Origin of the sequence: Nonomuraea polychroma, from assembly GCF_004011505.1 — a bacterium.
GTDB lineage: Bacteria > Actinomycetota > Actinomycetes > Streptosporangiales > Streptosporangiaceae > Nonomuraea > Nonomuraea polychroma.
Window position 1 is genome coordinate 4,857,444 of the sequence record NZ_SAUN01000001.1, and the last position, 21,955, is coordinate 4,879,398.

At 67.0% G+C, this 21,955-nt stretch carries 26 protein-coding genes and 2 pseudogenes; 20 read left to right on the forward strand and 8 right to left on the reverse strand.

The window, feature by feature from the left end; translation table 11 throughout:
• Window positions 1-94 precede the first annotated feature (94 nt).
• The 7 genes from EDD27_RS55700 (at window position 95) to EDD27_RS22205 (ending at window position 5,511) form a co-directional block, all read left to right on the forward strand.
• A complete protein-coding gene (locus EDD27_RS55700; RefSeq protein WP_206641595.1) occupies window positions 95-748 on the forward strand; it encodes an AraC-like ligand-binding domain-containing protein in 654 nt (217 codons plus the stop codon).
• Complete coding sequence (locus tag EDD27_RS58840) at window positions 634-1,032, forward strand: helix-turn-helix domain-containing protein (protein ID WP_206641596.1); 399 nt, start codon at window positions 634-636, stop codon at window positions 1,030-1,032. Before EDD27_RS55700 ends, EDD27_RS58840 begins: the two co-directional genes overlap by 115 nt.
• Before the next feature lie 435 nt (window positions 1,033-1,467).
• Window positions 1,468-2,661, forward strand: a complete 1,194-nt coding sequence (locus EDD27_RS22185) for an NAD(P)/FAD-dependent oxidoreductase (protein WP_127934082.1) — start codon at window positions 1,468-1,470, stop codon at window positions 2,659-2,661.
• A 250-nt stretch (window positions 2,662-2,911) separates the two neighbouring features.
• Window positions 2,912-3,871, forward strand: coding sequence for an RNA polymerase sigma-70 factor (locus EDD27_RS22190; RefSeq protein WP_421915627.1), 960 nt, complete (start codon window positions 2,912-2,914; stop codon window positions 3,869-3,871).
• Window positions 3,872-3,885: 14 nt separating this feature from the next.
• The gene (locus EDD27_RS22195; protein WP_127934083.1) at window positions 3,886-4,065 is read left to right on the forward strand and encodes a hypothetical protein; all 180 of its coding nucleotides are present in this window, start codon (window positions 3,886-3,888) and stop codon (window positions 4,063-4,065) included.
• A gap of 14 nt (window positions 4,066-4,079) precedes the next feature.
• On the forward strand, window positions 4,080-5,306 hold the full coding sequence (locus tag EDD27_RS22200; protein WP_127934084.1) for a cytochrome P450: 1,227 nt from the start codon (window positions 4,080-4,082) through the stop codon (window positions 5,304-5,306).
• Between the two features lie 7 nt (window positions 5,307-5,313).
• The gene (locus tag EDD27_RS22205; RefSeq protein ID WP_338324655.1) at window positions 5,314-5,511 is read left to right on the forward strand and encodes a ferredoxin; all 198 of its coding nucleotides are present in this window, start codon (window positions 5,314-5,316) and stop codon (window positions 5,509-5,511) included.
• A gap of 257 nt (window positions 5,512-5,768) precedes the next feature.
• On the opposite strand, the pseudogene EDD27_RS58845 reads toward EDD27_RS22205, so the two are convergent.
• Window positions 5,769-6,023 (reverse strand): annotated as a pseudogene (locus EDD27_RS58845) (Tn3 family transposase); the annotation flags it as partial.
• Window positions 6,024-6,452: 429 nt separating this feature from the next.
• Here EDD27_RS58845 and EDD27_RS22215 point away from each other — a divergent pair.
• The 3 genes from EDD27_RS22215 to EDD27_RS22225 are packed head-to-tail and all read left to right on the forward strand — an operon-like array spanning window position 6,453 to window position 8,400.
• A complete protein-coding gene (locus tag EDD27_RS22215) occupies window positions 6,453-6,614 on the forward strand; it encodes a hypothetical protein (protein ID WP_206641597.1) in 162 nt (53 codons plus the stop codon).
• Complete coding sequence (locus EDD27_RS22220; RefSeq protein ID WP_127934086.1) at window positions 6,611-7,435, forward strand: sigma factor; 825 nt, start codon at window positions 6,611-6,613, stop codon at window positions 7,433-7,435. The genes EDD27_RS22215 and EDD27_RS22220 overlap by 4 nt, the downstream gene beginning before the upstream one ends.
• Window positions 7,432-8,400: a helix-turn-helix domain-containing protein gene (locus EDD27_RS22225; RefSeq protein ID WP_164903738.1), complete on the forward strand. Its 969-nt coding sequence runs from the start codon at window positions 7,432-7,434 to the stop codon at window positions 8,398-8,400. Before EDD27_RS22220 ends, EDD27_RS22225 begins: the two co-directional genes overlap by 4 nt.
• Here the strand turns inward: EDD27_RS22225 and EDD27_RS22230 are convergent.
• Window positions 8,363-9,598, reverse strand: a complete 1,236-nt coding sequence (locus EDD27_RS22230; RefSeq protein ID WP_127934088.1) for an MFS transporter — start codon at window positions 9,596-9,598, stop codon at window positions 8,363-8,365. The genes EDD27_RS22225 and EDD27_RS22230 overlap by 38 nt on opposite strands.
• An 873-nt stretch (window positions 9,599-10,471) precedes the next feature.
• Between EDD27_RS22230 and EDD27_RS22235 the strand changes: the two genes are divergently transcribed.
• Both EDD27_RS22235 and EDD27_RS22240 read left to right on the forward strand, forming a co-directional pair.
• A complete protein-coding gene (locus tag EDD27_RS22235) occupies window positions 10,472-11,680 on the forward strand; it encodes a transposase family protein (RefSeq protein ID WP_164903739.1) in 1,209 nt (402 codons plus the stop codon).
• Window positions 11,681-11,690: 10 nt separating this feature from the next.
• A complete protein-coding gene (locus EDD27_RS22240; RefSeq protein ID WP_127934090.1) occupies window positions 11,691-12,428 on the forward strand; it encodes a hypothetical protein in 738 nt (245 codons plus the stop codon).
• Window positions 12,429-12,454: 26 nt separating this feature from the next.
• On the opposite strand, the gene EDD27_RS54475 is transcribed toward EDD27_RS22240, so the two are convergent.
• Window positions 12,455-12,613, reverse strand: coding sequence for a hypothetical protein (locus EDD27_RS54475; RefSeq protein WP_164903740.1), 159 nt, complete (start codon window positions 12,611-12,613; stop codon window positions 12,455-12,457).
• A 451-nt stretch (window positions 12,614-13,064) separates the two neighbouring features.
• On the opposite strand from EDD27_RS54475, the gene EDD27_RS54480 reads away from it, so the two are divergent.
• The gene (locus EDD27_RS54480; protein WP_164903741.1) at window positions 13,065-13,226 is read left to right on the forward strand and encodes a hypothetical protein; all 162 of its coding nucleotides are present in this window, start codon (window positions 13,065-13,067) and stop codon (window positions 13,224-13,226) included.
• 15 nt (window positions 13,227-13,241) lie between these two features.
• On the opposite strand, the gene EDD27_RS22245 is transcribed toward EDD27_RS54480, so the two are convergent.
• Both EDD27_RS22245 and EDD27_RS22250 read right to left on the reverse strand, forming a co-directional pair.
• On the reverse strand, window positions 13,242-14,306 hold the full coding sequence (locus tag EDD27_RS22245) for an alpha/beta fold hydrolase (protein WP_127934091.1): 1,065 nt from the start codon (window positions 14,304-14,306) through the stop codon (window positions 13,242-13,244).
• A complete protein-coding gene (locus EDD27_RS22250; protein WP_241564190.1) occupies window positions 14,303-14,557 on the reverse strand; it encodes an AbrB/MazE/SpoVT family DNA-binding domain-containing protein in 255 nt (84 codons plus the stop codon). Before EDD27_RS22250 ends, EDD27_RS22245 begins: the two co-directional genes overlap by 4 nt.
• A gap of 346 nt (window positions 14,558-14,903) precedes the next feature.
• Between EDD27_RS22250 and EDD27_RS22255 the strand changes: the two genes are divergently transcribed.
• The 7 genes and pseudogenes from EDD27_RS22255 to EDD27_RS55715 all read left to right on the forward strand — a co-directional run bounded on the left by EDD27_RS22255 (window position 14,904) and on the right by EDD27_RS55715 (window position 20,100).
• Window positions 14,904-15,674, forward strand: a complete 771-nt coding sequence (locus EDD27_RS22255; protein WP_127934092.1) for a tyrosine-type recombinase/integrase — start codon at window positions 14,904-14,906, stop codon at window positions 15,672-15,674.
• A 59-nt stretch (window positions 15,675-15,733) separates the two neighbouring features.
• The gene (locus EDD27_RS22260) at window positions 15,734-16,225 is read left to right on the forward strand and encodes a carboxymuconolactone decarboxylase family protein (RefSeq protein ID WP_127934093.1); all 492 of its coding nucleotides are present in this window, start codon (window positions 15,734-15,736) and stop codon (window positions 16,223-16,225) included.
• A 143-nt stretch (window positions 16,226-16,368) separates the two neighbouring features.
• Window positions 16,369-17,340, forward strand: a complete 972-nt coding sequence (sigJ, locus tag EDD27_RS22265; protein WP_241564191.1) for an RNA polymerase sigma factor SigJ — start codon at window positions 16,369-16,371, stop codon at window positions 17,338-17,340.
• A 100-nt stretch (window positions 17,341-17,440) separates the two neighbouring features.
• Complete coding sequence (locus tag EDD27_RS22270; RefSeq protein ID WP_127934094.1) at window positions 17,441-18,292, forward strand: SDR family NAD(P)-dependent oxidoreductase; 852 nt, start codon at window positions 17,441-17,443, stop codon at window positions 18,290-18,292.
• A gap of 97 nt (window positions 18,293-18,389) precedes the next feature.
• Window positions 18,390-19,223: pseudogene (locus EDD27_RS58850) on the forward strand (IS701 family transposase); the annotation flags it as partial.
• Between the two features lie 140 nt (window positions 19,224-19,363).
• Window positions 19,364-19,657, forward strand: coding sequence for a hypothetical protein (locus EDD27_RS55710; protein ID WP_206641598.1), 294 nt, complete (start codon window positions 19,364-19,366; stop codon window positions 19,655-19,657).
• A 74-nt stretch (window positions 19,658-19,731) separates the two neighbouring features.
• Window positions 19,732-20,100: a hypothetical protein gene (locus EDD27_RS55715; RefSeq protein WP_206641599.1), complete on the forward strand. Its 369-nt coding sequence runs from the start codon at window positions 19,732-19,734 to the stop codon at window positions 20,098-20,100.
• A 506-nt stretch (window positions 20,101-20,606) separates the two neighbouring features.
• On the opposite strand, the gene EDD27_RS22290 is transcribed toward EDD27_RS55715, so the two are convergent.
• From EDD27_RS22290 to EDD27_RS22300, 3 genes are all read right to left on the reverse strand, one after another.
• Entirely contained in the window at window positions 20,607-20,915 is a 309-nt protein-coding gene (locus EDD27_RS22290) for a hypothetical protein (RefSeq protein ID WP_127934097.1), read from the reverse strand.
• Between the two features lie 43 nt (window positions 20,916-20,958).
• Window positions 20,959-21,129, reverse strand: a complete 171-nt coding sequence (locus tag EDD27_RS55720) for a hypothetical protein (protein WP_206641600.1) — start codon at window positions 21,127-21,129, stop codon at window positions 20,959-20,961.
• Window positions 21,130-21,261: 132 nt separating this feature from the next.
• Window positions 21,262-21,861, reverse strand: coding sequence for a hypothetical protein (locus EDD27_RS22300; protein WP_127934098.1), 600 nt, complete (start codon window positions 21,859-21,861; stop codon window positions 21,262-21,264).
• Window positions 21,862-21,955: the final 94 nt, after the last annotated feature.

The window sequence follows — 21,955 nt, forward strand, 5'->3', positions numbered from 1 at the left end:
GGTCGCCCCAGCTAGCGGTTTCCGCGCGGCCACGTCGGCCCCGTCCGATGCCCGTGGACCGAACGACGCCCCCTGGGTAGATGGGGGCTTACGGGTGACGATCTGGAATGACTGGGTCACCGGCACGGATGTTCGTCGTGAGCTCATCTCCTCCGACGGAGGTGATCTCTCCACAGGCACACGCGTGGTCGATCTCGGCGTGGTCGTTTTGGCGGTGAAGCGATTCCGCCCGGCAAACCTGAAGCGAGAGGCCGATCGGATGCGGGCCGAAGGCGAGGACATCATCCAGCTCATCTTGCCCCTGCACGGGACCGTGAACGCGACGTGGGCCGGACGGCAGGACACCGTGAGCGTGGGCGATTTGTACGCGCACGACCTGGCCCAGCTCCAGGAGATGAGCCTGCGATCCGATGGGCGAGATGCCCTGGAACTGGCCCTGGTCGCCATCCCGAAGCCGGTGCTGCCCCTTCCAGGCGGCGTGATCAATTCCGCGCTGGGACATAGCATGCCCGGCGACCGCGGAATGAGCGCGCTGCTCAAGCGATTCATCGAGAAGCTCTCCGATGAGAAGCTGTCGCTCAACGCGGCAGACCACCAGCGGCTGGGCACAGTCCTGGTGGCGCTCGTGACCGCATGCTTTTCCAGCCTGCTCGAATCCAGGCCGGCCCTGCGGCCGGGCCCCCACGGCAGGCCCTCGCCCTGCGCATCCGCACCTACATTCAGCGCCATCTGCACGATTCCGAGCTGACCCCGCGGTCGGTCGCCGCGGCACACCACATCTCGGTCAGCCACCTTCACCGGCTCTTCCAGGAGCAAGGCGACACGGTCTCGGCGTGGATACGCGATCAACGCCTGGAGCGCACACGTCGTGACCTCGCCGACGCGGCCTTGATCGACGTGCCTATCTACAAAATCGCCGCTCGATGGGGTTTCACCAGAGCGGCCGACTTCAGCCGCGCCTTCCGCACGGCCTACGGCGTGTCCCCACGGGAGTTCAGGTCCCAGACGGCCCGCCGGTCGTCACGTTCGTAAATACTGGACGTGCGGATAGGGATTGGTGGGCGGTGCCGCAGCACAGCGCGGCAGCGACGGACCCGATGCCGCTCCGCCCCACGCTGGCCGAGGCGGTGACCCCGCCCTCCGGCGCCCATCCGGTCAGAGGAACCCTGTTTGGCGGTTCTGCCGACCTCGTAAATGGGCCGGGGGACGACGGTTGGGGATGCCCGGTGGGCGTCCGGTGCCCGGCTGGTGGATTCGGGTCCGCTGGCCAGGTGAGCATGGACGGGACGGAGCTCCGAAACCCCCGCGGGTCCGTCCGTGCGTGAAATCAGCTGGAGGAGGCTCAGTGAGCACTGGGGCTATTTCTCAGCCGAGTCCACACCGATCGAGTGATCTGTCTCACACGCTGTTATAACGATGGGCCACGCGGTGTCTTGATGCTGAACGCCCAAGAAGCAAGGAGACACCATGACTGGGAACACCGATGTGGTGGTGATCGGCGGCGGATACGCCGGCGTCCTGGCGGCCAATCGCCTGATGCAGCGCGACGACGTGACAGTGACGCTGATCAACCCGCGCCCGACCTTCGTCGACCGGATCCGCCTGCACCAACTGGTGGGCGGAACCCACGACGCGGTCGTCGATTACCGCGACATCTTGGCCGGGGGTATCTGGCTGGTGGTCGACACCGTGACGCGGATCGACGCGGCCGAGCGGCGCGTGATGTTGGCGACCGGCGGCACCATCGGCTACGACTACCTGATCTACGCGGTGGGAAGTGGCAGCGCCGACCCGAGTGTGCCCGGAGCGGCCGAGTTCGCCTACCAGATCGCCAGCCTTGAGGAGGCTCAGCGGCTACGGGCGGTCCTCGACGCCGCTCCCGCAAGGGAAGCGGTGACCGTGATCGGAGCGGGTCCGGCCGGCATCGAGACCGCCGCCGAGCTGGCGGAGGCCGGCCGCGCCGTCACCCTGCTCTGCGGCGGGGTGCTGGGCCCGTACCTGCACCCGCGGGGGCGGCGCTCGGTCGCCAAGCAGCTGGCCCGACTCGGTGTGACCGTGCTCGACGGCCCCGACGCGACGGTGACGGCTGTGACGCGCGACACCGTGCAGCTTGCTGACGGCCGCGAGCTGCCGAGCGCGGTGACCATCTGGACCGCCGGGTTCGGCGTGCCGGACCTGGCCGCGCGCAGCGGGCTGAGCACCGACGCCGTGGGCCGCCTGCTCACGGACGAAACGTTGACCAGCGTGGATGACGCGCGCATCGTCGCGGCCGGGGATTCGGCGGCGCCGTCGGATCTGCCGTACCGGATGAGCTGCCAGGCCGCGGTTCAGCTGGGCCCGCACGCTGCGGACACGGTGCTCAGCCGGATCGCGGGCAAGCAGCCTGCCCCGTTGCACGTGGCGCTCTCGGCCCAGTGCATCAGCGTGGGTCGTCGCGCCGGGATCTACCAGTTCGCCCACCGGGACGACACCGCGATGATGCTCTACATCGGCGGGCGCCCGGGCGCGAAGGTCAAGGAGTTCGTGTGCTCGGGCCTTGTCAAGATGCTCGCTAAGGAGGCATGCAAGCCCGGTTCGCTCAACTGGCCGGCCTGGATCAGGGATGACAAGCGCCAGCAGTTGCTGCAGGCCAGGCGCGGCGAAGCGCTGGCCACCCGCTGAACGGCCGGCCCAGCCAAGCATTCGCGATCGGCCCAGGCGACCGTCAACGGAGCTGAACCGCGTGCGTGCGGCGACGCCCTCATCGCGGGGCGCCGCCTCACGCACGCGCTCATCGGCGGTTCTCCGAACGACTGAGCGACGGATCACCGTCACCGTGGCGTGTCGCAGCCGCGCACCGGGTGGTGTCCCGCTCACCACCGCACCGGACCGCGAAGGCGGATCGAACTGCTGCCAGCGAAAGGACCTTACCGTGGATACACACTCGAACGCCTTCTGCGACCAGGGCCGGCCCGCGAAGGAGGGTGGTCGAGAAATGAGCGACCACGCCACTGACCCGGCGACCGAGACGTTCGTCGCCCACCGCAACCTGCTGTTCACCGTCGCCTACGAGATGCTCGGATCGGCGGCCGACGCCGAAGACGTGCTGCAGGAGACCTGGCTGCGGTGGGTCAAGGTCGACGTGAGACAGGTGAGCGACCACCGCGCCTACCTCGTCCGGATCACGACCCGGCAGTCGCTCAACCGGCTGCGCACGATGAGGCGCCGCAAGGAAGCGTATGTCGGCCCCTGGTTGCCCGAGCCGCTGCGCACCGCGCCGGACGTGGCCGAGGACGTCGAGCTCGCCGAAAGTCTGTCGATGGCGCTGATGCTCGTCCTCGAGACGCTGTCGCCGACCGAGCGCGCCGTCTTCGTGCTGCACGAGGCCTTCGATGTCGGCTACGACGAGATCGCGGCCGCCGTCGGCAAGAGCCCTGCGGCCGTCCGCCAGATCGCCTACCGCGCCCGCCGGCACGTCGATGCCCGCCACCCTCGCGAAGTGGTCTCCCCGAGCCAGGCCCGGGCGGCCGTGGAGTCGTTCCGGCGCGCGCTCGAGACCCGGGACCTGCAGGGTCTGCTCGACGTGCTCGCCCCTGAGGTCGTCCTGATCGGCGACGGCGGCGGCCTCAAGCATGCTGCGCTGCGGCCGGTCATCGGCGCCGAGAAGGTGGCCCGCTTCGCCGTCGGTGGTCTCGGCAGGGTTGAAGGCGCGATCACCGTTGACCCCACTGTGATCAACGGCAACCCGGCACTCGTCGTACGACTGAACGGCGAGGTCGGCGGAGTCCTCGCCGTTCATGTGGAGGACGCCCGCATCACCGGTCTTTACTTCGTCAGCAACCCGGAGAAGCTGACCCGCGTCGACTCCGAGACCCCGCTCACCCTGCGATGAACACCAGTGGCGAAATGACGATCAGGTACGGCGGCGGGCGAACGCGGGACCGGGTGGAGCTATTGAGCGGCGATCTATGGCGGGACGTGGTGGCGCTGCGCAAGGCGGTCCGGCAGTTCGGGGACCGGTGGTGGTGGTGTCGATCCCGCTCCCGAGGGTGCGACAACCAGAACAAACTCAGCCAGATCTATTAACTGGGAGGTCATTCATGACGAAGAGCGTTTCCGGCGAACTCGCCGGCCTGCAGTTGCCGGTCGAGCGGGGCTGCCCGTTCGCCCCGCCCGACGCCTACGAGCGGCTGCGCGAGCAGGCGCCCATCAGCAAGGTCCGCCTGACCAGCGGCGGCGAGGCGTGGTGGGTGTCCGGGCATGAGGAAGGCCGTGCCATCCTCGCCGACCGCCGCTTCTCCTCCGACCGGCGCAAGGACGGATTCCCGCTCCTCAACCTCGATGCGGCGATCCAGCAGCAGTTCCGCAGCCAGCCACAGTTGATGATCGGCATGGACGGCGCGGAACACGCCGCGGTCCGCCGCCCGGTGATCGGCGAGTTCACCGTGAAACGGCTGGCCGCGCTTCGCCCGCGGATCCAGGACATCGTCGACCACTTCATCGACGACATGCTCGCCACCGACCGGCGCCCGGTCGACCTGGTGCAGGCGCTGTCCCTGCCGGTTCCCTCCCTGGTGATCTGCGAACTGCTCGGCGTCCCCTACACCGACCATGACTTCTTCCAGAGCCGCACCGCCGTGGCGGTACGCCGGACGTCGTCGTCGGAGGACCGCCGGCGAGCCCTCGCCGACCTGCGCGCCTACATCGACGACCTGGTCACCCGCAAGGAGTCCGAACCCGGCGATGACCTGTTCGGCCGGCAGATCGCCCGGCAACGCCAGCAGGGCGCCCTCGACCATGCGGGCCTGGTGAGCCTGGCCCTTTTGCTGCTGACCGCCGGACACGAGACCACGGCGAACATGATCTCGCTCGGCGTGATCGGGTTGCTCTCCCATCCGGAGCAACTGGCCTTGGTCAAGGCCGACCCGGGCAGGACGCCCATGGCCGTGGAGGAACTGCTGCGCTACTTCACCATCACCGACACTGTCACCTCCCGGGTGGCCACCGAGGACGTGGAGATCGGCGGGGTGAGCATCAAGGCCGGCGAGGGCGTCATCGTCTCGAGCCTGTCGGCCAACTGGGACCCCGCACTGTTCAAGAACCCGGCCGAACTGGATGTCGAGCGCGGGGCCCGCCACCACCTCGCCTTCGGCTTCGGCCCGCACCAGTGCCTCGGCCAGAACCTGGCCCGGCTGGAACTGCAGATCGTCTTCGACACGCTGTTCCGCCGCATCCCCACCCTGCATCTCGCCGCACCGGCCGAGGGCCTGCCGTTCAAGACCGACGCCGTCATCTACGGCGTTCACGAACTCCCGGTCACCTGGTGAGGAGCACATGATGCGGATCAACGCGGACACCGGCCTCTGCGTCGGCTCCGGCCAGTGCGTCCTGACCGAGCCAGCCGTCTTCGACCAGGACGGCGACGGCATCGTGGTCCTGCTGACCGACCACCCCAGCGACGAGACGGAGGCACAGGTGCGCGACGCCATCACCCTGTGCCCGTCCCGTGCCCTGTCCATCCTGCAGGAGTGAGCACGTCCGGGACGGATGATGTGTCCGTCCCGGTAACGGGCGACGACGTCCGGCGCGATAGGCCGGCCCTTGCCTCCAGCGCATCCAGTACATCCGAGCTGGACGCAAGGCGAGCGGGGATCTGGGGCAAGGCGACCGGTCACTCCTCCCTCAGCGAGCTCGGGGCGAGCGGGAAAACGTGGACGGGCCTCAGGCCGAGCCGGGTGGTGGATCTGGCCGGGCGGGATGAGGGTGAGGGTCCCACTGCCGAACCGGCGGACCGTGAGGGTGATGGAGGGCGAAACGGTGGCCAGGTCGTCCAGGTCGACGGCATGACTTTCGGCCGTGAGCTGGTTGGCGGCGTCGGTGATGTCGCCGACGGTGGAGTACATGACGCAGCTGGCGATCAGTTCCTTGAACTTAACGACCTTCTCCTGGTAGTTGGGGTGGTTGTGGGCGATCAGCTTGCCGCCGCACGTCAGCAAGTCGGCGAACCAGTGGAAGGGTTCGTTGCGGTTAGTGATCGCGGTGATCTGCTCTCTGAGCTAAAACGCCACCACTGGAGGCCTTCCCGCTTCAGCAATCTGAGTACGTGCTCCAAGGCGACGGCGAACACGGTGTTGAACGCCTTGACCCCCGGGCTCTGGAGTAGCACGGCGGCGACGGTTCACCGCCCTACTGAACACGCTCACCGCGATCGGGCTCGGCGCGCCATCCTGGGCCGTCCTCTACCACGTGGGCAATCTTCCCCACTGGCGGGGGTGGTCATAGCACACAGATCGGGCGCGATTCGCGGCTCGAAGCGGACGGAGCCAGCTCCCCAGCCCTTGACACAGTGGGCGCATCGGCCAGCCACCGCCGACGATCTTCTCTCAACCGTCTGCCCTGCCCATGTCACAAACGCCCTGGACTGTCTCGTCTCTGGACTGAGAGTCAATTCTGAAATCAGGAAGGTGATGGCCATGCGGGTCCCCAAGTGGCTGGCCCGGCTGTCGGTCGGGGAAGTGGCGGTAACGATGATGACCGAGGGGCGCGGCTTCTCCGACGCCAAGGCCAAGCGGGAGCTCGGCCGGCAGCTGCACTACGCGTCCTGGCGGCAGGGCGTTCGGCAGGGCCTCGGATGAGCCAGGCTGAGGAGTTTGAGGAGTTGCGGCCGCTGCTGTTCGCGGTCTCCTACCGGATCCTCGGCAGCGTGAGCGATGGCGAGGACACGGTCCAGGAGACCTGGTTGCGCTACGAGGCCTCCCCGATGCAACCCACGTCGACCAAGGCTTTCCTGTCGGCCGTGGTCACCCGGATCTCGATCGACGTACTGCGGTCGACCCGCCGCCGGCGAGAGGAGTATGTCGGGCCGTGGTTCCCCGAGCTGATGCTGACCGACCCCTATGAGGACCTGGAGCGCTCGGCGCAGCCGACTGACTCGTTGTCCATGGCAGCGCTACTCCTGCTCGTGCGGCTGCCCCCGCTCGAGCGCGCGGTCTTCCGGCCCCGGTTCGAGGCCGACCGGCGGGAGCGCGAGGAACTCGCCGGGCGATTCCTCGAGGCCTTCAGGGAAGGCGACGTCGGCGGGCTGCGGGAGCTCCTCGCCGCCGACGTCCACATGGTCCCCGACCACTGTGGCAAAGCCCCGTACGCAACCAGGCCCATCATCGGCGTTGAGAACGTGGCCCGGGTGTGCGCCGCGATCATCCCGCCGTCCGTCCAGACCGTGGACCCGTACGAGGCGAACGGCCAGCCGGGCGCGATCGTCCGTGACAGAGATGCCAAGGTGCTCAACACCTTGGCGCTCGACATCCTCGACGGGCGAATCCAGGCGATCCGCGCGGTGATCAACCCCGACAAGCTCGGGCAGGCGGGTCGGCTGGCGGACGCCTGGGCGGTCACCCGCGAGGCGAACCAGGCTCGCTGGCCACGGATTGACGATGTGAAATGGGGATACGGGTGAGCCCGGAAGGGACAGCTCCTTCGCGGGCGACGACCTGGAAGGACTGGCTCGCCAATGCCGATCTGTGTCGTGAGATCGCGACCGCCGACGGGACCGATCTCTCGGCTGGTGGGCGTGTGGTCGATCTCGGCGTGGCTGTATTGGAAGTGAAGAGACTTCGCCCGGTACACCTGCGGCGGGAGGCCGATCGGGTACGGACTCACGACCAGGATGTGGTACAGCTCGTCGTGCCCATGCGCGGCACCGTGGATGTGACCTGGGAGGGACGGCACGACTCCGTGACCGTGGGTGATCTGTACGTACATGACCTTGCTCAGCTCGATGAGGTAAATCTGCAGTCCGACGGGCGTGAGTCTCTGGAACTGGCCGTGGTCGCCATCCCAAAGCCAGTGCTGCCGCTGCGGGGCGAGGCGATGGAATCCGTGCTGGGGCATGGCGTGCCTGGTGACCACGGAGTGAGCGGGCTACTCAAAGGGTTCATCGAGGATCTGGCCGATGAGAAGCTGTCGCTCAACGCTGCGGATGGGCAGCGGCTGGGGGCGGTGCTGGTGGATCTCGTGGCCGCCTGCTTTTCCAGTCTCTCGGAATCGGGTCCGGGCCCGCGGCCGGGTTCCCAACGGCAGACCCTCGCCCTGCGCATTCGCACCTACATTCAGTGCCATCTGGCCGATCCCGAGCTCAGCCCGCGGTCGGTCGCGGCCGCACACCACATCTCGGTCAGCTATCTCCACCGGCTCTTCCAGGAGGAAGGCGACACGGTTTCGGCGTGGATACGCGACCAACGGCTGCGGCGCACTCGTCGTGACCTCGCAGACGCCGCGCTGATCGACGTGCCGATCCACGAGATCGCCGCCCGGTGGGGGTTCGGCCGGGCAGGCGACTTCAGTCGTGCCTTCCGCCGGACCTACGGCGAGTCGCCGCGCGAGTTCAGGTCCCGGACGGCTCGCCGGACGCCACGTCCGTAGACATCGAACGCGCGGACGCGGATGAGTAGGCGGCGCCGCAGCACACCGCGGCGGCGACGGCGCCGATGCCGCACAATCCCACGGTGGCCGAAGCAGTGACCCCGAGCTCGGACACCCATCCCGAGAGAAGGAATCCGCCACCCTGACCGGCCGCGATGCCGGCGATCGCGACGCCCATGGCGCGTCCCCGGTAAGCCGGGGCGGCCCGCAGGACGAACATCGCGTTGAGTGGCGTACTGAACGAGCATCCCAACCCGGAGCAGAACAGCAGGATGAGAACCACGGGTGTGGGCGGGTGCGCGAGCAGGGGAAGCAGCGCAAGTCCGGGAAGTAGGGCGAGCGGTACCAGGATGCGGTCGCGCACGGGCGGTGAAGTCCACCGAGTCAGGACCGTTGCTCCGGTCGCGTAGCCGAGGGCGATCGTGGCCATGAGCATTCCGGCAAGCGACGGGCCGCCACCCAGCTCGCGGGCGAGGGGATAGGCGATCGCCTCGACGCCGAAAGCGAACGCCGGCACCAGCCAGACCAGGAGAAGGCACTGCCGCAACCAGGAATCGGCGAATACGTACCGCACACCCTCCACCGCGCCCCTGATGGGTGACCAATGGACGCCTTGGCTCCCGAGTGCGGACCGAGGCCGGATCCCTCGCCAGATGAGCATCGCGGAGATCGCGAATGTCGCTGCGTTCACGAGCAAAGCGCCAACGGGTGTGATCAGGAGGACGGTGGCGCCGCCGATCGCGAACCCGGCCACCTGGCTGATCTGGTAGGTGAGATTGGTCAGGCCGTTGCCGATGACATACGCCTCGCCGCTAAGCACCTCCGGCATCAACGCGGCGCGGGCGCTCGTGAACGGCGGAGTGAACAGGTGCGCGAGATAGAGCAGTGCGATCGCCGCACCCATCGGCATTCCCGGAATCGCCAGCGCCGCGACCAGTACGGCACGGGCCAGGTCACAAGCTATGAGCAGCCTCCGGCGAGGGAACCTGTCGGCGAATGAACCCAGCACCGGACCGAGAGCGGACGGCAGGAAAGCCGCCGCGAACGCCACGGCGGTGACCGCCGCCGAACCTGTCCGATCGAACACCAAGACGGCCACGGCGACAGACGACAGCTGGTCACCCAGATAGGAAAGGGCATAGGCCGGATAGAGATAACGGAACTCCCGCACCCTGAACAGACTTGCGAACGTAGCCATTATCGGAACTCAATCCACGCGCGCGCAGACCCAGCGGGCCCTAGCCTGTCCCAACGGGTCGATAACGCCGACCTTAATGGCTGCCTGGCCCTGCCAGGACGATGATTCCGGACACGGCACGCGAAGCAATCTACTGTGCCCGTATACAGGATCCAGGGCAAATGCGTAGGAGGCAAAGCGCTCAGGCCTCGATGAAGTTGAGCGAACAGCGTCAGGCGGGCAGATTCTCGCACTATTCCCGCCACGGTGCCGCCTGTTCATATTCGGCATTCGGAAACGTTGACCATTGGGCACGGCTTAGGGCAGCACTCGAGGACTCGCCCTGGAGTGCTGCCGCATATAGAGCCCAGATTTAGCCCCAACCGGTGGTACGCAGGACACCCCCTCTCATCGCGACCAATCAGATATAAGTGTTCCGGATTTCGTTGCCGTAGTCGTTAGCCTGGAATCGACAGATTCTGCGCACGGCATGCAGGCTTGGCCAACAAATCCGGTCGGGTCTTCCGCCGCAATGTGATCTGGCAAGGACTTTGCAGAACGACGGTTTGCTAGCTCAGGTGTCGCTACGCACGACGCCCCTCGGAGATAGCCCCATCCCTTCGCCGAAGAAGACCTCGGCTCCCTCGCCCGATATCTCCAGCGAATTTCAGGGCGCGGAAACACTAGGGCTGCCGGCGGCCAAGGACGCCTTCCTGCGGATGGTTCGGTTGCCGCCGGAGGAGGGGGCCAGGGCTGAAGCGTTCTCGGTTGGTGGGACGCACAAGGGACTGAGACGGCAGGGTGGTCGAGGGCACCCGGGCTGCAGATGACAAATGCGACCCCTCACGATCGTTGGGTGTCTACGCCAGTCGATCAAGAACAGGGGCCGTTCGCGTGCCGTCATCCCCGATCGACGTGCTCGCCCGCCACCTGGAGCACGTCACCGTCGCCGACCCGCTGACCGATCCGCTCGATCTGCCGACCCTGGCCGAAGTCCTGGGCGGCGTCCCCGACCCGCGCAGTCGCCGGGGGCGCCGCTACCGGCTCGGCCCGCTGCTGGCGTTATCCCTGCTCGCCGTACTCGGCGGAGCAACATCTCTCACGAGGATCATCCGATTCATCGCCGGATACGACCCAGAGCTGCGCGCCCGAGCCGGCTTACCCGGCACGGTCCGGCTGACCGCCAGCACGCTGGGCCGGCTGCTCGCCCGCATGAACGGCGACGCCTTCGACACCGCCACCTGCACCGGGCTGCCCTCACCGGGCTTGGTGGCCTTGGCCGCGTGGGTAGCCGCATGGCGACGCGGCGTCGCCGTCCTTGGCGGAACCAGTATCGAATGTTGCGCCGGGCGTGGACGAAGAGAGGACTCTGCGACCATCACTGTGGACGCCAGGCTAACGACGGCAGGGCGCAGGCCCCTCCATCATGGCTTGGGACTTCCAGAGATGAGGTGGCACGTGTCCGATGTCAGGACATTCGTACGAGGACGGTGGCGGCGTTTCATGGCCATCGCCGTGGCGGCGCTCGTGGTGACCACTAGCACGGCGTGGGCCGCCGAGATCCAGAACGCCGAGATCCAGAACATCGTGCCGAACAGCAATTACGACAATATCTGCGTTAAGGGCGACAAGTACGGCAGCGGGACCGTTTGCCAGACCGACAACACCTACTGGACGATCTTCCGGGAGGACACGCTCGAGTCGGTTGAGAAGACTCGCGTGAAGACGGTGCTGCAGGAGCAGTTCGGTCCCACCGACCTGGAGGTTCACTTCCCGAGCGACGCGGTATGGACCGGCGACAACGAAACGGACCTCATTTTCGCCGAAGGCGATGTGCCGGGGGACAACGAAGGCATCACCTGGTGCGATGATCCCGTGCAAATGTACGAGTGCGACCAGCACATGGTGCGCATCCAGAAGGGCTCCTACACCAACGGGCTCATCTGCCATGAGGCGGGACATGCCGTCGGGCTGCTGCACGGGCAGAACGCCTGGCCGCAGGTGGGCAACCAGCACCACCAGCTCGGCTGCATGAAGAAGACCCCGCCATACGACGCCGTGCTCGGCAGCGTCAACAAGGACAACATCAACGGCGTCTACTGAGGAGTCGGCCGTGAAACTTGGGAAAGTACGGGCGGCCGCCACGGCGGGCGCGGTTCTTGCCGGCGTCGTCATCGCGTCGGCCCTCGCGGCGAACGGGGAGCGGGCCGGGCACGACGGCGGCCGCGCGGACGGGGTCGTCCTGGCCCACGGGTCGGACCGGCTGCCGAACCACACCGCCTCGGACTGGGTGACCTACGCCGACCACGTGGTCGTCGTCACCGCCAAAGCGGAGCGCGAGCTGCCCGCACACCAGGAGGAGATCGAGGCCGGACAGGGCTACCTGCCCCGTGAGGTCACCCTCGAGGTCGAGAACACGCTGTGGTCCCGCGACGGCGCCGCGAAGCCGGCCCCGGTGGCGGAGTTCGCCTGGCCGGCCGCCGGCTGGACGTTCAGCGAGCAGGGAAGGCGCCCGCTGGCGGTGGAAGGCCGGCCCCGCATCGAGGTCGGGCACACCTACGTCCTGGCCATCGTCTGGGTGCCCGCGTTCACCGATGGCGGGGAGACAGTCCCCGGCCAGTGGCGTGGACTCGGGGAGAGTTCGGTGCTGCCGTATGACGGTGGGGTGATCGGTGACGGTGAGTCCGAGGGCCGGATCCAGTCCGCCGCGGCGACCATGAATGAGCGGGCGTCCGAAGGGCCAGACGGCCCATCCCTTGAGGAGACGATGACGGGCAAAGGCGCGGCCGACCTCGCCGCGGTTCTGGACGCGGCGCGGCCCGGCGAGCGGCAGGACTTCGGTCCCCGATGACACCGCCGGCGGCCGCACGGCCAGCGCTACGCCGCCGCGATCCGCGGGTCCAGCGGGTGGTTCTCCGGCAGCCGCCCCACCCTTGCCGCCACGAGCTCGGCCGCGGGCAGTCGCGCCTGCGCGCCGTCCACGTGCACCCAGATCTGCTCGGCGCTCGGCTTCACCTGGGCCTTCGAACGCTCCACCTGGCCCGGCGCCACCAGCCGGCGTGCGCGCTTGGCGGGCCCGGTCGACCGGGTCCAGCTGCGCCATCAGCGCCGCGTCCAGCTCGGCGAGGTCGTCGGCCAGATCGATGAGGTTCTGCTGGTGGCGGGCGTCCCATGCATCGCTGTCGGCCGTCACCGGATCCAGCCTTGGGCGTGGCAGTGATCGCGCACGCGCGGATGGTCGATTCCTCCGCGCACCTCGCACGGCGCTTGCGAGCGTCCCAGCTTGCGGAGGCGTTCCCGGCCGTACTTGACCGGCCTCTTGCCTACCGTTCCTGGCTGCCCAGCGTGAAGGACAAGGTCCCGCACTCCACGACGTGGCAGTCGCAGTTGCCGCATCCCGGCGTCAAGGTGAGCGTCATGCTGACGACGGTACGTGGCGGTCGAAGGCTTCTTCACTGGTCGCGACGGTGAGAGTACCGTTCGCTACATGACTTCCCCCGTGCCCTCCGACAGGTCGGCCCTGGTCGATGCGCACGAGCTCAAGCCGGGCGATGTCGTAGAGATCCACAAGATGGGCAAGGACGCGCTCACCATCGGACGCTGGACGGTCCTGCCGGCCACCCTGATCAACGGACTACCGCTAGGCTAGCAGTGCCAACCTGGCCTATTTCTTCAGCCGCTTCTCGAGGTCCAGCATGATGTCATTGAACTCGTCGGGGCGTTCGAAGTGGAAGCCGTGACCGGAGTCGACTTGGTAGAACCGCACGTCCTTCAGCAGGGCGCGCGCTTGCTGGGCGTCGCTGGTGCTCATGGCGGCCAGCAGGATGCCCTTGTCGTCGTACAGGTCCTTGACGTGGATCAGGACGGCGGGCACGCGGATGCCCGAGAGTGTGGCGGCATGATCGAATCCCTGGTGGAACCTGTCGTCGTAGAAGGTCTCGCCGAAACGGGGGTCGTATGAGTCCATGGCGCGAAAAGATTCGTTGAACTCCGGCGGCATGTAGAAGATCATGAGTGGTTCACGGGGATGCTCCTTGCGGTAGGAGAGAGCGTACTTCTGCATGCTTTGCTTGGCGCCCTTGAACAGGTCCCAGATCGCGCCGTGTCGGATCTGGTAAGCGGTGAAGTCGCTCTCGCCGCTGCGTAGGAAGCCGTGGGCGGAGGAAGCCAGGCCGACATAGTTGAACGTCTTTTCCGCGCGCGGCAGCACGGAGGAGAAGAACGGCGGATCCTCCAGCACGAGCGCCTGGACCTGGGCGGGTGCGTCTGCGGCGAGCACGGCCGCAATCAACCCTCCGGAGGAGTGACCGACGACGACCGCGGGCTCCTTCACGACCTGGGCCAGGAACTGACGCGTGTCGGCCGCCAAGGCTTTGGCGGTGTACTTCTCCGGGACGCGCGCCGATTTGCCGTGACCGTAGCAGTCGATGGCGAAGACGTGGTAGCGCTCGGCCACATCGGGCAGCACTCGGCTCCAGTGGCGCCAGTCCGTCGACTGGCCGTGGATGAGCAGGAGGGGCGTCCCGTTGTCGGGGCCCTCGGCGTAGTTCATCAGGGATCCGTTGACCGTGGTCTGCTTCTCGACGAAGCCGGCCTCTCGTACGCCGTCAGCGTCCCGCTCGGCGTAGGTGACGTTCCGGTACACGTAGCCGCCTGCCGCCAGCGCGGCCAGCACGAGCAGTCCCCCGGTGACCAGCAATGCGGTGCGGACGAATCTGCGCAGGGTCATCCGTCGGTCTCCGGGTCGGCCGGCGTCTCCTCCTGAACGGCCAGCACGCCTTTGGCGAACTGCTGGAAGCGCTCGTTGTCGACCAGCGCGATGCCTTGCTTGATGTCGAGCAGGACGAGCAGGGTGTCGCCCGGCTGCAGGCCGAGCAGATCCCGCGCATCCTTCGGGATGACGATCTGCCCCTTCTCCCCGATCTTGACCGTCCCTACGATGTAGCGACCGTCCGGCCCTTCGATCATCTTCCCGACCATGTTTCTCCTAGGATCAAAGATAACTAGTACTACTAGGCATACTTTTCCAACTATAGACACTTCTCTACTAGGCATGCCATGTTCCCGCATGTCCGAGGCGAGCCGCCGCTGGGGTTCGGCGCGCAGATCGACATGCCGTAGGAGGCGGTGCTGCACACCGGCCGCCTGAACGCTGTCACCCCTGTGGCGGGTAGCCTCCAGCCTCAAGGCCCGAGGTGCTGGCCGAGCGGCTCATACTGGCGATCTGCGGTTGCGGCACCAACACCGGGATACGCACGGTCGCCTCTGATGGCCACACGCATGGCGAGGACGACATCCGCTATGCCAGGCGTCGCTACCTGACCCCGTGGCGGTACGGCGAGCACTCGGCTACAAGCTGGCCGACAACGAGCGGCTGCTTCGGCAGTTCCTCGACCATCTCGAGCGGGCAGGGCTGAGCACGATCACCACCGAGGCCGCGGTGGCATGGGGCACCTTGCCCACCCGGGCCAAGCCGATTTATTGGCGGCGCAGGCTGTCGGTGGTGCGCGGCTATGCCCGCCACCTGAACGCGCTGGATCCGGCCTGCGAGGTGCCGCCCGGGATACTGCCGTGCTTCGCCAACCGTGTTCCGCCGCATCTGTTCTCCGACCAGGAGATTCTCTCTCTGATGAGTACTCCAGGTCGGGTGTTCCGGCAGGCGCTGCGCGTCGCTACCCACCGGCTTCTGATCGGGTTGCTCTCGGTGACCGGACTGCGCACCGGCGACGCCGTGCGCCTGGACCGCGAGCACGTCGACCTCGACGCCGGCATCCTGGCCATCGTCGATTCCAAGTACGGCAAATCGCGCCAGGTGCTCCTGTCCCCCTCCACCGTCACCGAGTTGCACGTCTACGCCGAGCTGCGTGACCAGGCTGTCGGCCCGGTCGGCGCGCCCGCGTTCTTCGTCTCCGCCCAGGGCCGACTCCAGGTCAACACCGTCGACTACACCTTCGCCACCCTGGTCAAGGCGGCCGGTATCCGCGATCACCGGCTCGGTCGGTACGCCTGCCGCTCGACCATCGCCCCCACCCACGCAAGCTTCAGCCGTACAGGCCCTCGCGAGAAGGAGACGCAGATCACATTCGGTTGGCTGTGACATCTCGCCGGACTGTTTCGTCGGTGGGGTGTAAGAGCCAACACGACAAGGAGGACAGCGTGAACGCCCGTCTCAGCTTCCTTCGCAGCCCGATCGCGGCGAAGCTCCTGAAGCATGTCCTGTCCGCGGGCAAAGCTGCGCACGATTCGGCCTTGCCTGCCACGACGCAGGAACTGGTGGCGATCCGCGTGAGCCAGATCAACGGCTGCAGCGTCTGCGTCGACATGCATACAAAGGAAGCCGCGCACGCGGGGGAATCCGCGGTGCGGCTCAATCTGGTTGCGGTGTGGCGGGAGGCGAAGGTCTTCACCGACGCCGAGCGGGCCGCGCTGGAACTGGCCGAACAGGGCACCCGTATCGCCGACGCCGCCGGTGGCGTCTCCGATGAGGTCTGGGCGAACGCCGCCAAGCACTACGACGAGGACGAGCTCGCCGTTCTGGTGGGCCTCATCGCCATCATGAACACCGTCAATCGGCTGAACGTCATCACCCAGCAGCCCGCCGGCGACTACCAAACAGGCCAGATCAACCAGATCAGCCAGCATGGATAGCGACATCGACCATCTCGAGGCCGGCGTGCGCGGAACGAGGTTCGTCTCGGCCGTGCGACGACACAACACCTCGACGACGCAGCCCCTCGGAGTACGGGGCGACGTGTGAATCTCACAGTTCGGTGCGCTGTCGCATCGAACTGGTGAGGGCAGTTGCGACCAAGGGAGTCGGCAACATCATGACCAACCCGTCCGAGCGAGGACATGGTCGGCTCGATCCGAGCCTGAGTGCGATCATGAGCGAGCGGCGTCAGCTGATCAACCTTGCCTACCGGCTCCTCGGGTCTTTGGCCGATGCCGAGGATGTCGTCCAGGAGACCTACGCCCGGTGGTACGCCATGTCTCGGCAGCAACGGGAGGTCATCGATTCGCCCGGTGCCTGGTTCACCACGGTCGCCAGTCGCATCTGCCTCGACCTGCTCGGCTCGGCACGGGCCCGGCGTGAGAGGTACGTGGGCGAATGGATCCCGGATCCGCTGCCCGATCGTACGGAGTGGACCGAAGGGCGGCCGGGCGGCGGCAGGGTCGACCCGGCCGACCGGGTCACCCTTGACGAGTCGGTCAACATGGCCTTCCTCGTCGTGCTCGAATCGATGAATCCGGCCGAGCGCGTCGCGTTCATCCTGCACGACGTCTTCTGCTACTCCTTCGCTGAAGTGGCCGAGATCGTCGGCCGTACTCCGGCGGCATGTCGCCAGTTGGCCTGGTTGGCCCGCCGCCGTGTTCACGCGGCTGAGGTGCCCGCGGTTCCGACGGCCCAGCAAGCCAGGATCGTCAGGGACTTCAAGAAGGCTTGGGAAGCCAAGGACATCGATGCTCTCATCGGTCTCCTCGACCCCGACGCCACGGGGACCGCAGACGGTGGCGGCTTGGTCAGCGCCATGCTCCGCCCGATGGAAGGAGGTGAGCGCATCGCCCGCACTTTCGTCACTGTCGCCGGTCTGGCACCGGGCCTGACGATCCTGGAGCGTACGGTCAACGGTCAGCCCGGCCTGGTGGTTCAGCAAGGCGGTGTCACCGTGGTGGTGCTGGCGTTCGATGTCGTAGGCGAGCGGATCAGGCACATCTGGTCGGTCCTGAATCCCGAGAAGCTCCGGCCTTGGACGACGGGCTGACGCCCGAGCCGGGAGAGCGGGCCGGTCCCCGATGTCTTAACGGGAAACGACACCCTGCAGTCAGACATGTCATGAATCTAGATCAGGAAAGGAAACAAGAGTGAACGTGGTGGGACAAGGAGGGGCTTCGCTGGCCGGGCGGGTTGCGGTGGTGACCGGGGCGGGGTCCGGTATTGGCGCGGCGACCGCGGCAACGCTGGCGTCCCTGGGAGCGCGGGTGTGCTGCGCCGGCCGTACCGCCGAGAAAGTCGAGCGGACGGCCGAGAAGATCGTGGCCGCCGGCGGTGAGGCGTTTGGGTTGCGGGTCGACGTGGCATCGCCGGAGGACAACGAGGCGATGGTCCGTGAGACGGTTGCCCGTTACGGCGCCGTGCATATCGCACATCTCAACGCTGCAATAGGGCACTGGGCCGGTGTTCTGGACTACCCGCTGGAGGAGTGGGACCGCACGATGGCGGTGAACCTGCGGGGTGTGCTGCTCGGTCTGCAGGCAGCGGGTCGGGCGATGCGCGACGTGGGCGGTGGCTCGGTTGTGGTCACCTCGTCGGCGGCCGGGCTCACCGGTGTGCGGATGTCACCGGCGTACGCGGCGTCGAAGCACGGTGTGCTGGGTCTGGTCAAGTCGGCTGCCCTGGAGCTGGGACCGGTCGGTATCCGGGTCAACGCCATCTGCCCTGGATACATCGTCAGTAACGATCTCATGCGGAGGCTGGGCGAGGAGCTCGGCGTCGCCAGCCGGTTTCCGCTGGGCCGGCCGGGGCGCACCGAGGAGGTCGCCAACCTGGTCTCGTTCCTGGCCAGTGAGAGCGCGTCATTCATCACCGGCAGCGTGTTCACCATCGACGGCGGCTGGCTGTCCGGTGGCATTGACCTCGGGAATGACGCCGAGGATCAGACAACCAGCGCCGACCGGATCGCCGCCGTCACCAACACCTACTCCCAGAACTCGTAGGCCTCGAAAGCACCTGGGGCAAACGCCCGAAGGCAGGGCCGGCAGGCCGACGCCCAAGGCCGGGCGCCCCAGGGACTCCCAACCTGGCGGGTAAGACCACCTGCCCGAGCATTCCTGGCTGGCCGATCCCGGCCGGTGCGTCAAGGCCGGGGTGCCCGAGGAAGCCGCATTTGCCACCAAGCCCGCCCTGGCCGCTGAGATGATCGCCGATGCGCTGGATGCCGGGCTGCCCGCACGGTGGATGAGCGGTGATGAGGTCTACGGCCAAGACCCGCGCCTGCGCCCTGCTGGAGCGGCGCCGGGTGGCTACGTGCTGGCGATCGCAGGCAACCGGCGGGTGAACCTGGCCGGGCTCGACCGCAGCGCGGCCGACATCGCCGCCGGCGTGGCCGATCGGTACTGGCACCACTACCGCGCCGGTCAAGGCGCCAAGGGCCCGAGCTGGTACGCCTGGGCCTGGGCACTCATCGACGATGCCGCCTCCGAGCGCGAGAGGTATCGGTAGCTGCTGATCCGCCGTAACCTGACCACCGGTGAGCTGGCCTTCTACCGCTGCTACACACCCACTCCGATGCCGCTGACGGGCCCTGGTGAAGATCGCCGGCATCCGGTGGGCGGTGGCGGAGTCCTTCCAGGCCGCCAAGGGCCAGGTCGGGCTGGACCACTACCAAGTGCGTGGCTGGAGGGCCCGGTACCGGCACATCACCCTGGCCATGCTCGCCCTGCCTTCCTCGCCGCCCTCGCCGCGCTCCAGCCCGCCTGCGACGAGGAGCACATTCCGCTGACCATGCCCGAAATGCGCCGGCTGCTGGCCGTCCTCGTCCTGGCCGGCAACCCGACCACAAGGCGGGTCCTGCACTGGTCACAATGGCGCCGCCGCCATCAAGCAACCGCCCGTCGCTGCCACTACCAGCGCAGATCCCGACCATGATCGCGAAGTGTCACTGGAGTACTACTGAGGCTCCGCCTCGGACCGCCGAGTTTGCTGGTTCCGCTGGCGATCTCGCATCGGTGAGTTCATCGTCACGACCATAGAAACGGTTGCGGTGGGTGGTCACCATGGCGCGAGTCGTGACGGTGAATGATGTGCTCGACGGGCACGTGAGGCTGGACATCGAGTGCCTGGACCGGATCTACCTCAACGCCTACGTGCCGATCCTGCAGACCAGCTCGCAGGTGGTGGCGTTCCTGTCCGGGCATCTGGGCTTCCCGTTTCCCTCGCCGGTGCTGTTCAAGCAGCTGGGTGATCGGTTCCGGCGCGCGGTGGCCTCCGGAGCTTCAGGCCAAGGCCCGCGCCGCCAACCGGCGCATACTGGAGGTCGAACGTGCCGGCCAGGGTTGCGTCCTTGCGAGTCCAGCCTTTGAGCGGATCGCGCACCCCACCACTGATGGGGTTGGGGCGGAGGACCCCGGCGCTACGCTTCGGCGATCCTCGGGTCATGGCCCTGGCCGGCGCCCTGTGCCAGACGCTGCTTGCCGCGACCGGCTTCACCAACAAGAACCTTCGCGTCTTGATGACCGGACTGCTCGGCACCACCAGCTACAGCACGGGCCAGATGACCTACGACTTACGACGCCTACGGCTCAACGGCCTGATCCGCCGGCTACCCCGATCCAACCGCTACGTCCTGACCGAGGATGGCGTGCGCATCGCCGTCTTCTACACCAAGATCTACAACCGTTTACTCGTCCCGTTGACCGCTGCCGATCAAGCCCAGGCGCCGCCCGAACTCCGAGCCGCGCTCAAGACCATCACCCGGCACGTCGACGACTACGCCACCCAAGCTCGGCTCCCTCGGGCGTCGTGAAACTTGACACAAACGTCCAGAAACGCGAGACCAAAGATCGCTAGGCGCTCCGGAGGGCGGCCCGCGCGGCTTCCCACTCCGCCTCCGATGCCTTCGCCATATCGGCAGCGTCACACAATATGCTCTTGATATCAAATCAATGATCGTCAAACCGGCGTTTCCCGGGCGGCAGATAATGTGCGCGCTGGCCGGGCGCGAGGCGCCTCGCGGACCCGGCCATCGTAGTGGACCCGGTTCGTTGCGGGTCGGGCCGCTGGTAGGGATGGGTCAGGTAGTGGAAGCGCCCGCGGCGTCCGCGGCCTGCGCATTGAAGGCCCTTTGACGCCAGCCGCAGGTGCGACAGCCGGGAATGTAGCAACGCCATCCGGGGGCTCTCGCTTGCTCGGCAGGAAGGCGGCAATATGCGGCGGCTGCGGCAGGCCGATGACGACCTGCTGGCACCGGGGCCCGCCGGGGGCCGCTGCAGCTGCACACGAAATGCGATCCCCATCAGCTCCGGAGACCGCTCACTCATCGCCGTCTCCAGCGACGCGCGTTGTGGACCGGTGGGCGAAGTATCGGGCCGGGTCGTCGCTTTCGTCCGTCCCGGCCACCCTGCCGAGCAGGGCGACCAGCGCCTCCTGGGCGATCCACTCGGCCCGGCCAGCTCTCTCGTCCGCAGTGCCCGGGCCCGGGTCACCGGTCACAGGGACAGTCCATGCGTGATCGCCGCTGTCGACCTGTTCGAGGGTGCCGTGCTTGCGGAGCAGGTAGAGCGGCGTGACCGGCCCAGTCCAGCCGAACACGACGCCGAACGTCCAGGTCTGATCAGACACGCTGCCCCTAACCTGTTGCCCGTGCGGATCATCCTCGGGTGAACTACGAGACGTAGCGGACGTGGGTGCCGGTACGGCACGGCGAAGCACGCCCGACGTTCCGGCAGAGCATCGACGGACGCCCCTTGCCCGATGCGGCGGGCAGGTGCGGCTCCAGCCGCACCCATTGCGCGTCGGGGAGGTCGTGCCGCCTCGTCACCGCTACGCTGGCCACGAGGCCTCCGGCGTTTCGTTCTTCTTGGTCGTTGAACCAACTACCGGAGACCTCTTCTTATAACGATCACCGACGCCCAACAGTCGTGATCTTTTAAATCTCAGCCTAGAACGGCCTCACACGCTCACCGTGTCACGCCTTCTTGGTCCACTGCTTGAAGTGAACCCCGACGGGCTTTGCGGCGTGGCCAAAGCCAAGGAACTTCTCCTCCGCTCCGAACGCGGCCTTCGACCACACCTCGAAGGTGTACACCTTGTAGCAGGGGTAGGCCTCCACGTATCCCATCCTTCCCTTCGACACCTCATAGCGCGTCTGTATCTCTACCGAGTAGCTCTTGGTGACCTTGAAACCCACTTCCGCGGACACCAGGTCATAGTCGACCCCTATGGTCGTCTCCACCTCCGCCGACACCGACCTGCTTTTGGATATCACCAGGGTTGTCGGGCCTCTGCCCTCTGTGTTTGCGATCATCTTGTTCTGGGTGAGCTTGCACTTCTTCCCGATGAACTTCTTCTTCCTCAGGTCACAAACCACGGAGGACACGCACTTCACGGGCTTCGCAGCGGCCGAATAAGAAGCACTGCCGGCTCTGTCCACCGCGGCTGCGGCTGACCTCGCTGTCGGAACAGCGATTCCCATCCCTCCCGCTGGTGCCGCCACGGCGGTACCCGCGTTGAGCATTCCGAGCGTTACCACGCCGGCGACGATGCCGACTTTAGCCTTACCGTTCATGGTTTCTCCCCGCTTGATCGCACCGTTCGATCGCTTCACAGACTCCACCCGTCGGGCGGGCGGCATTGTCCCCGCGCAACAGATGGACCGTCGC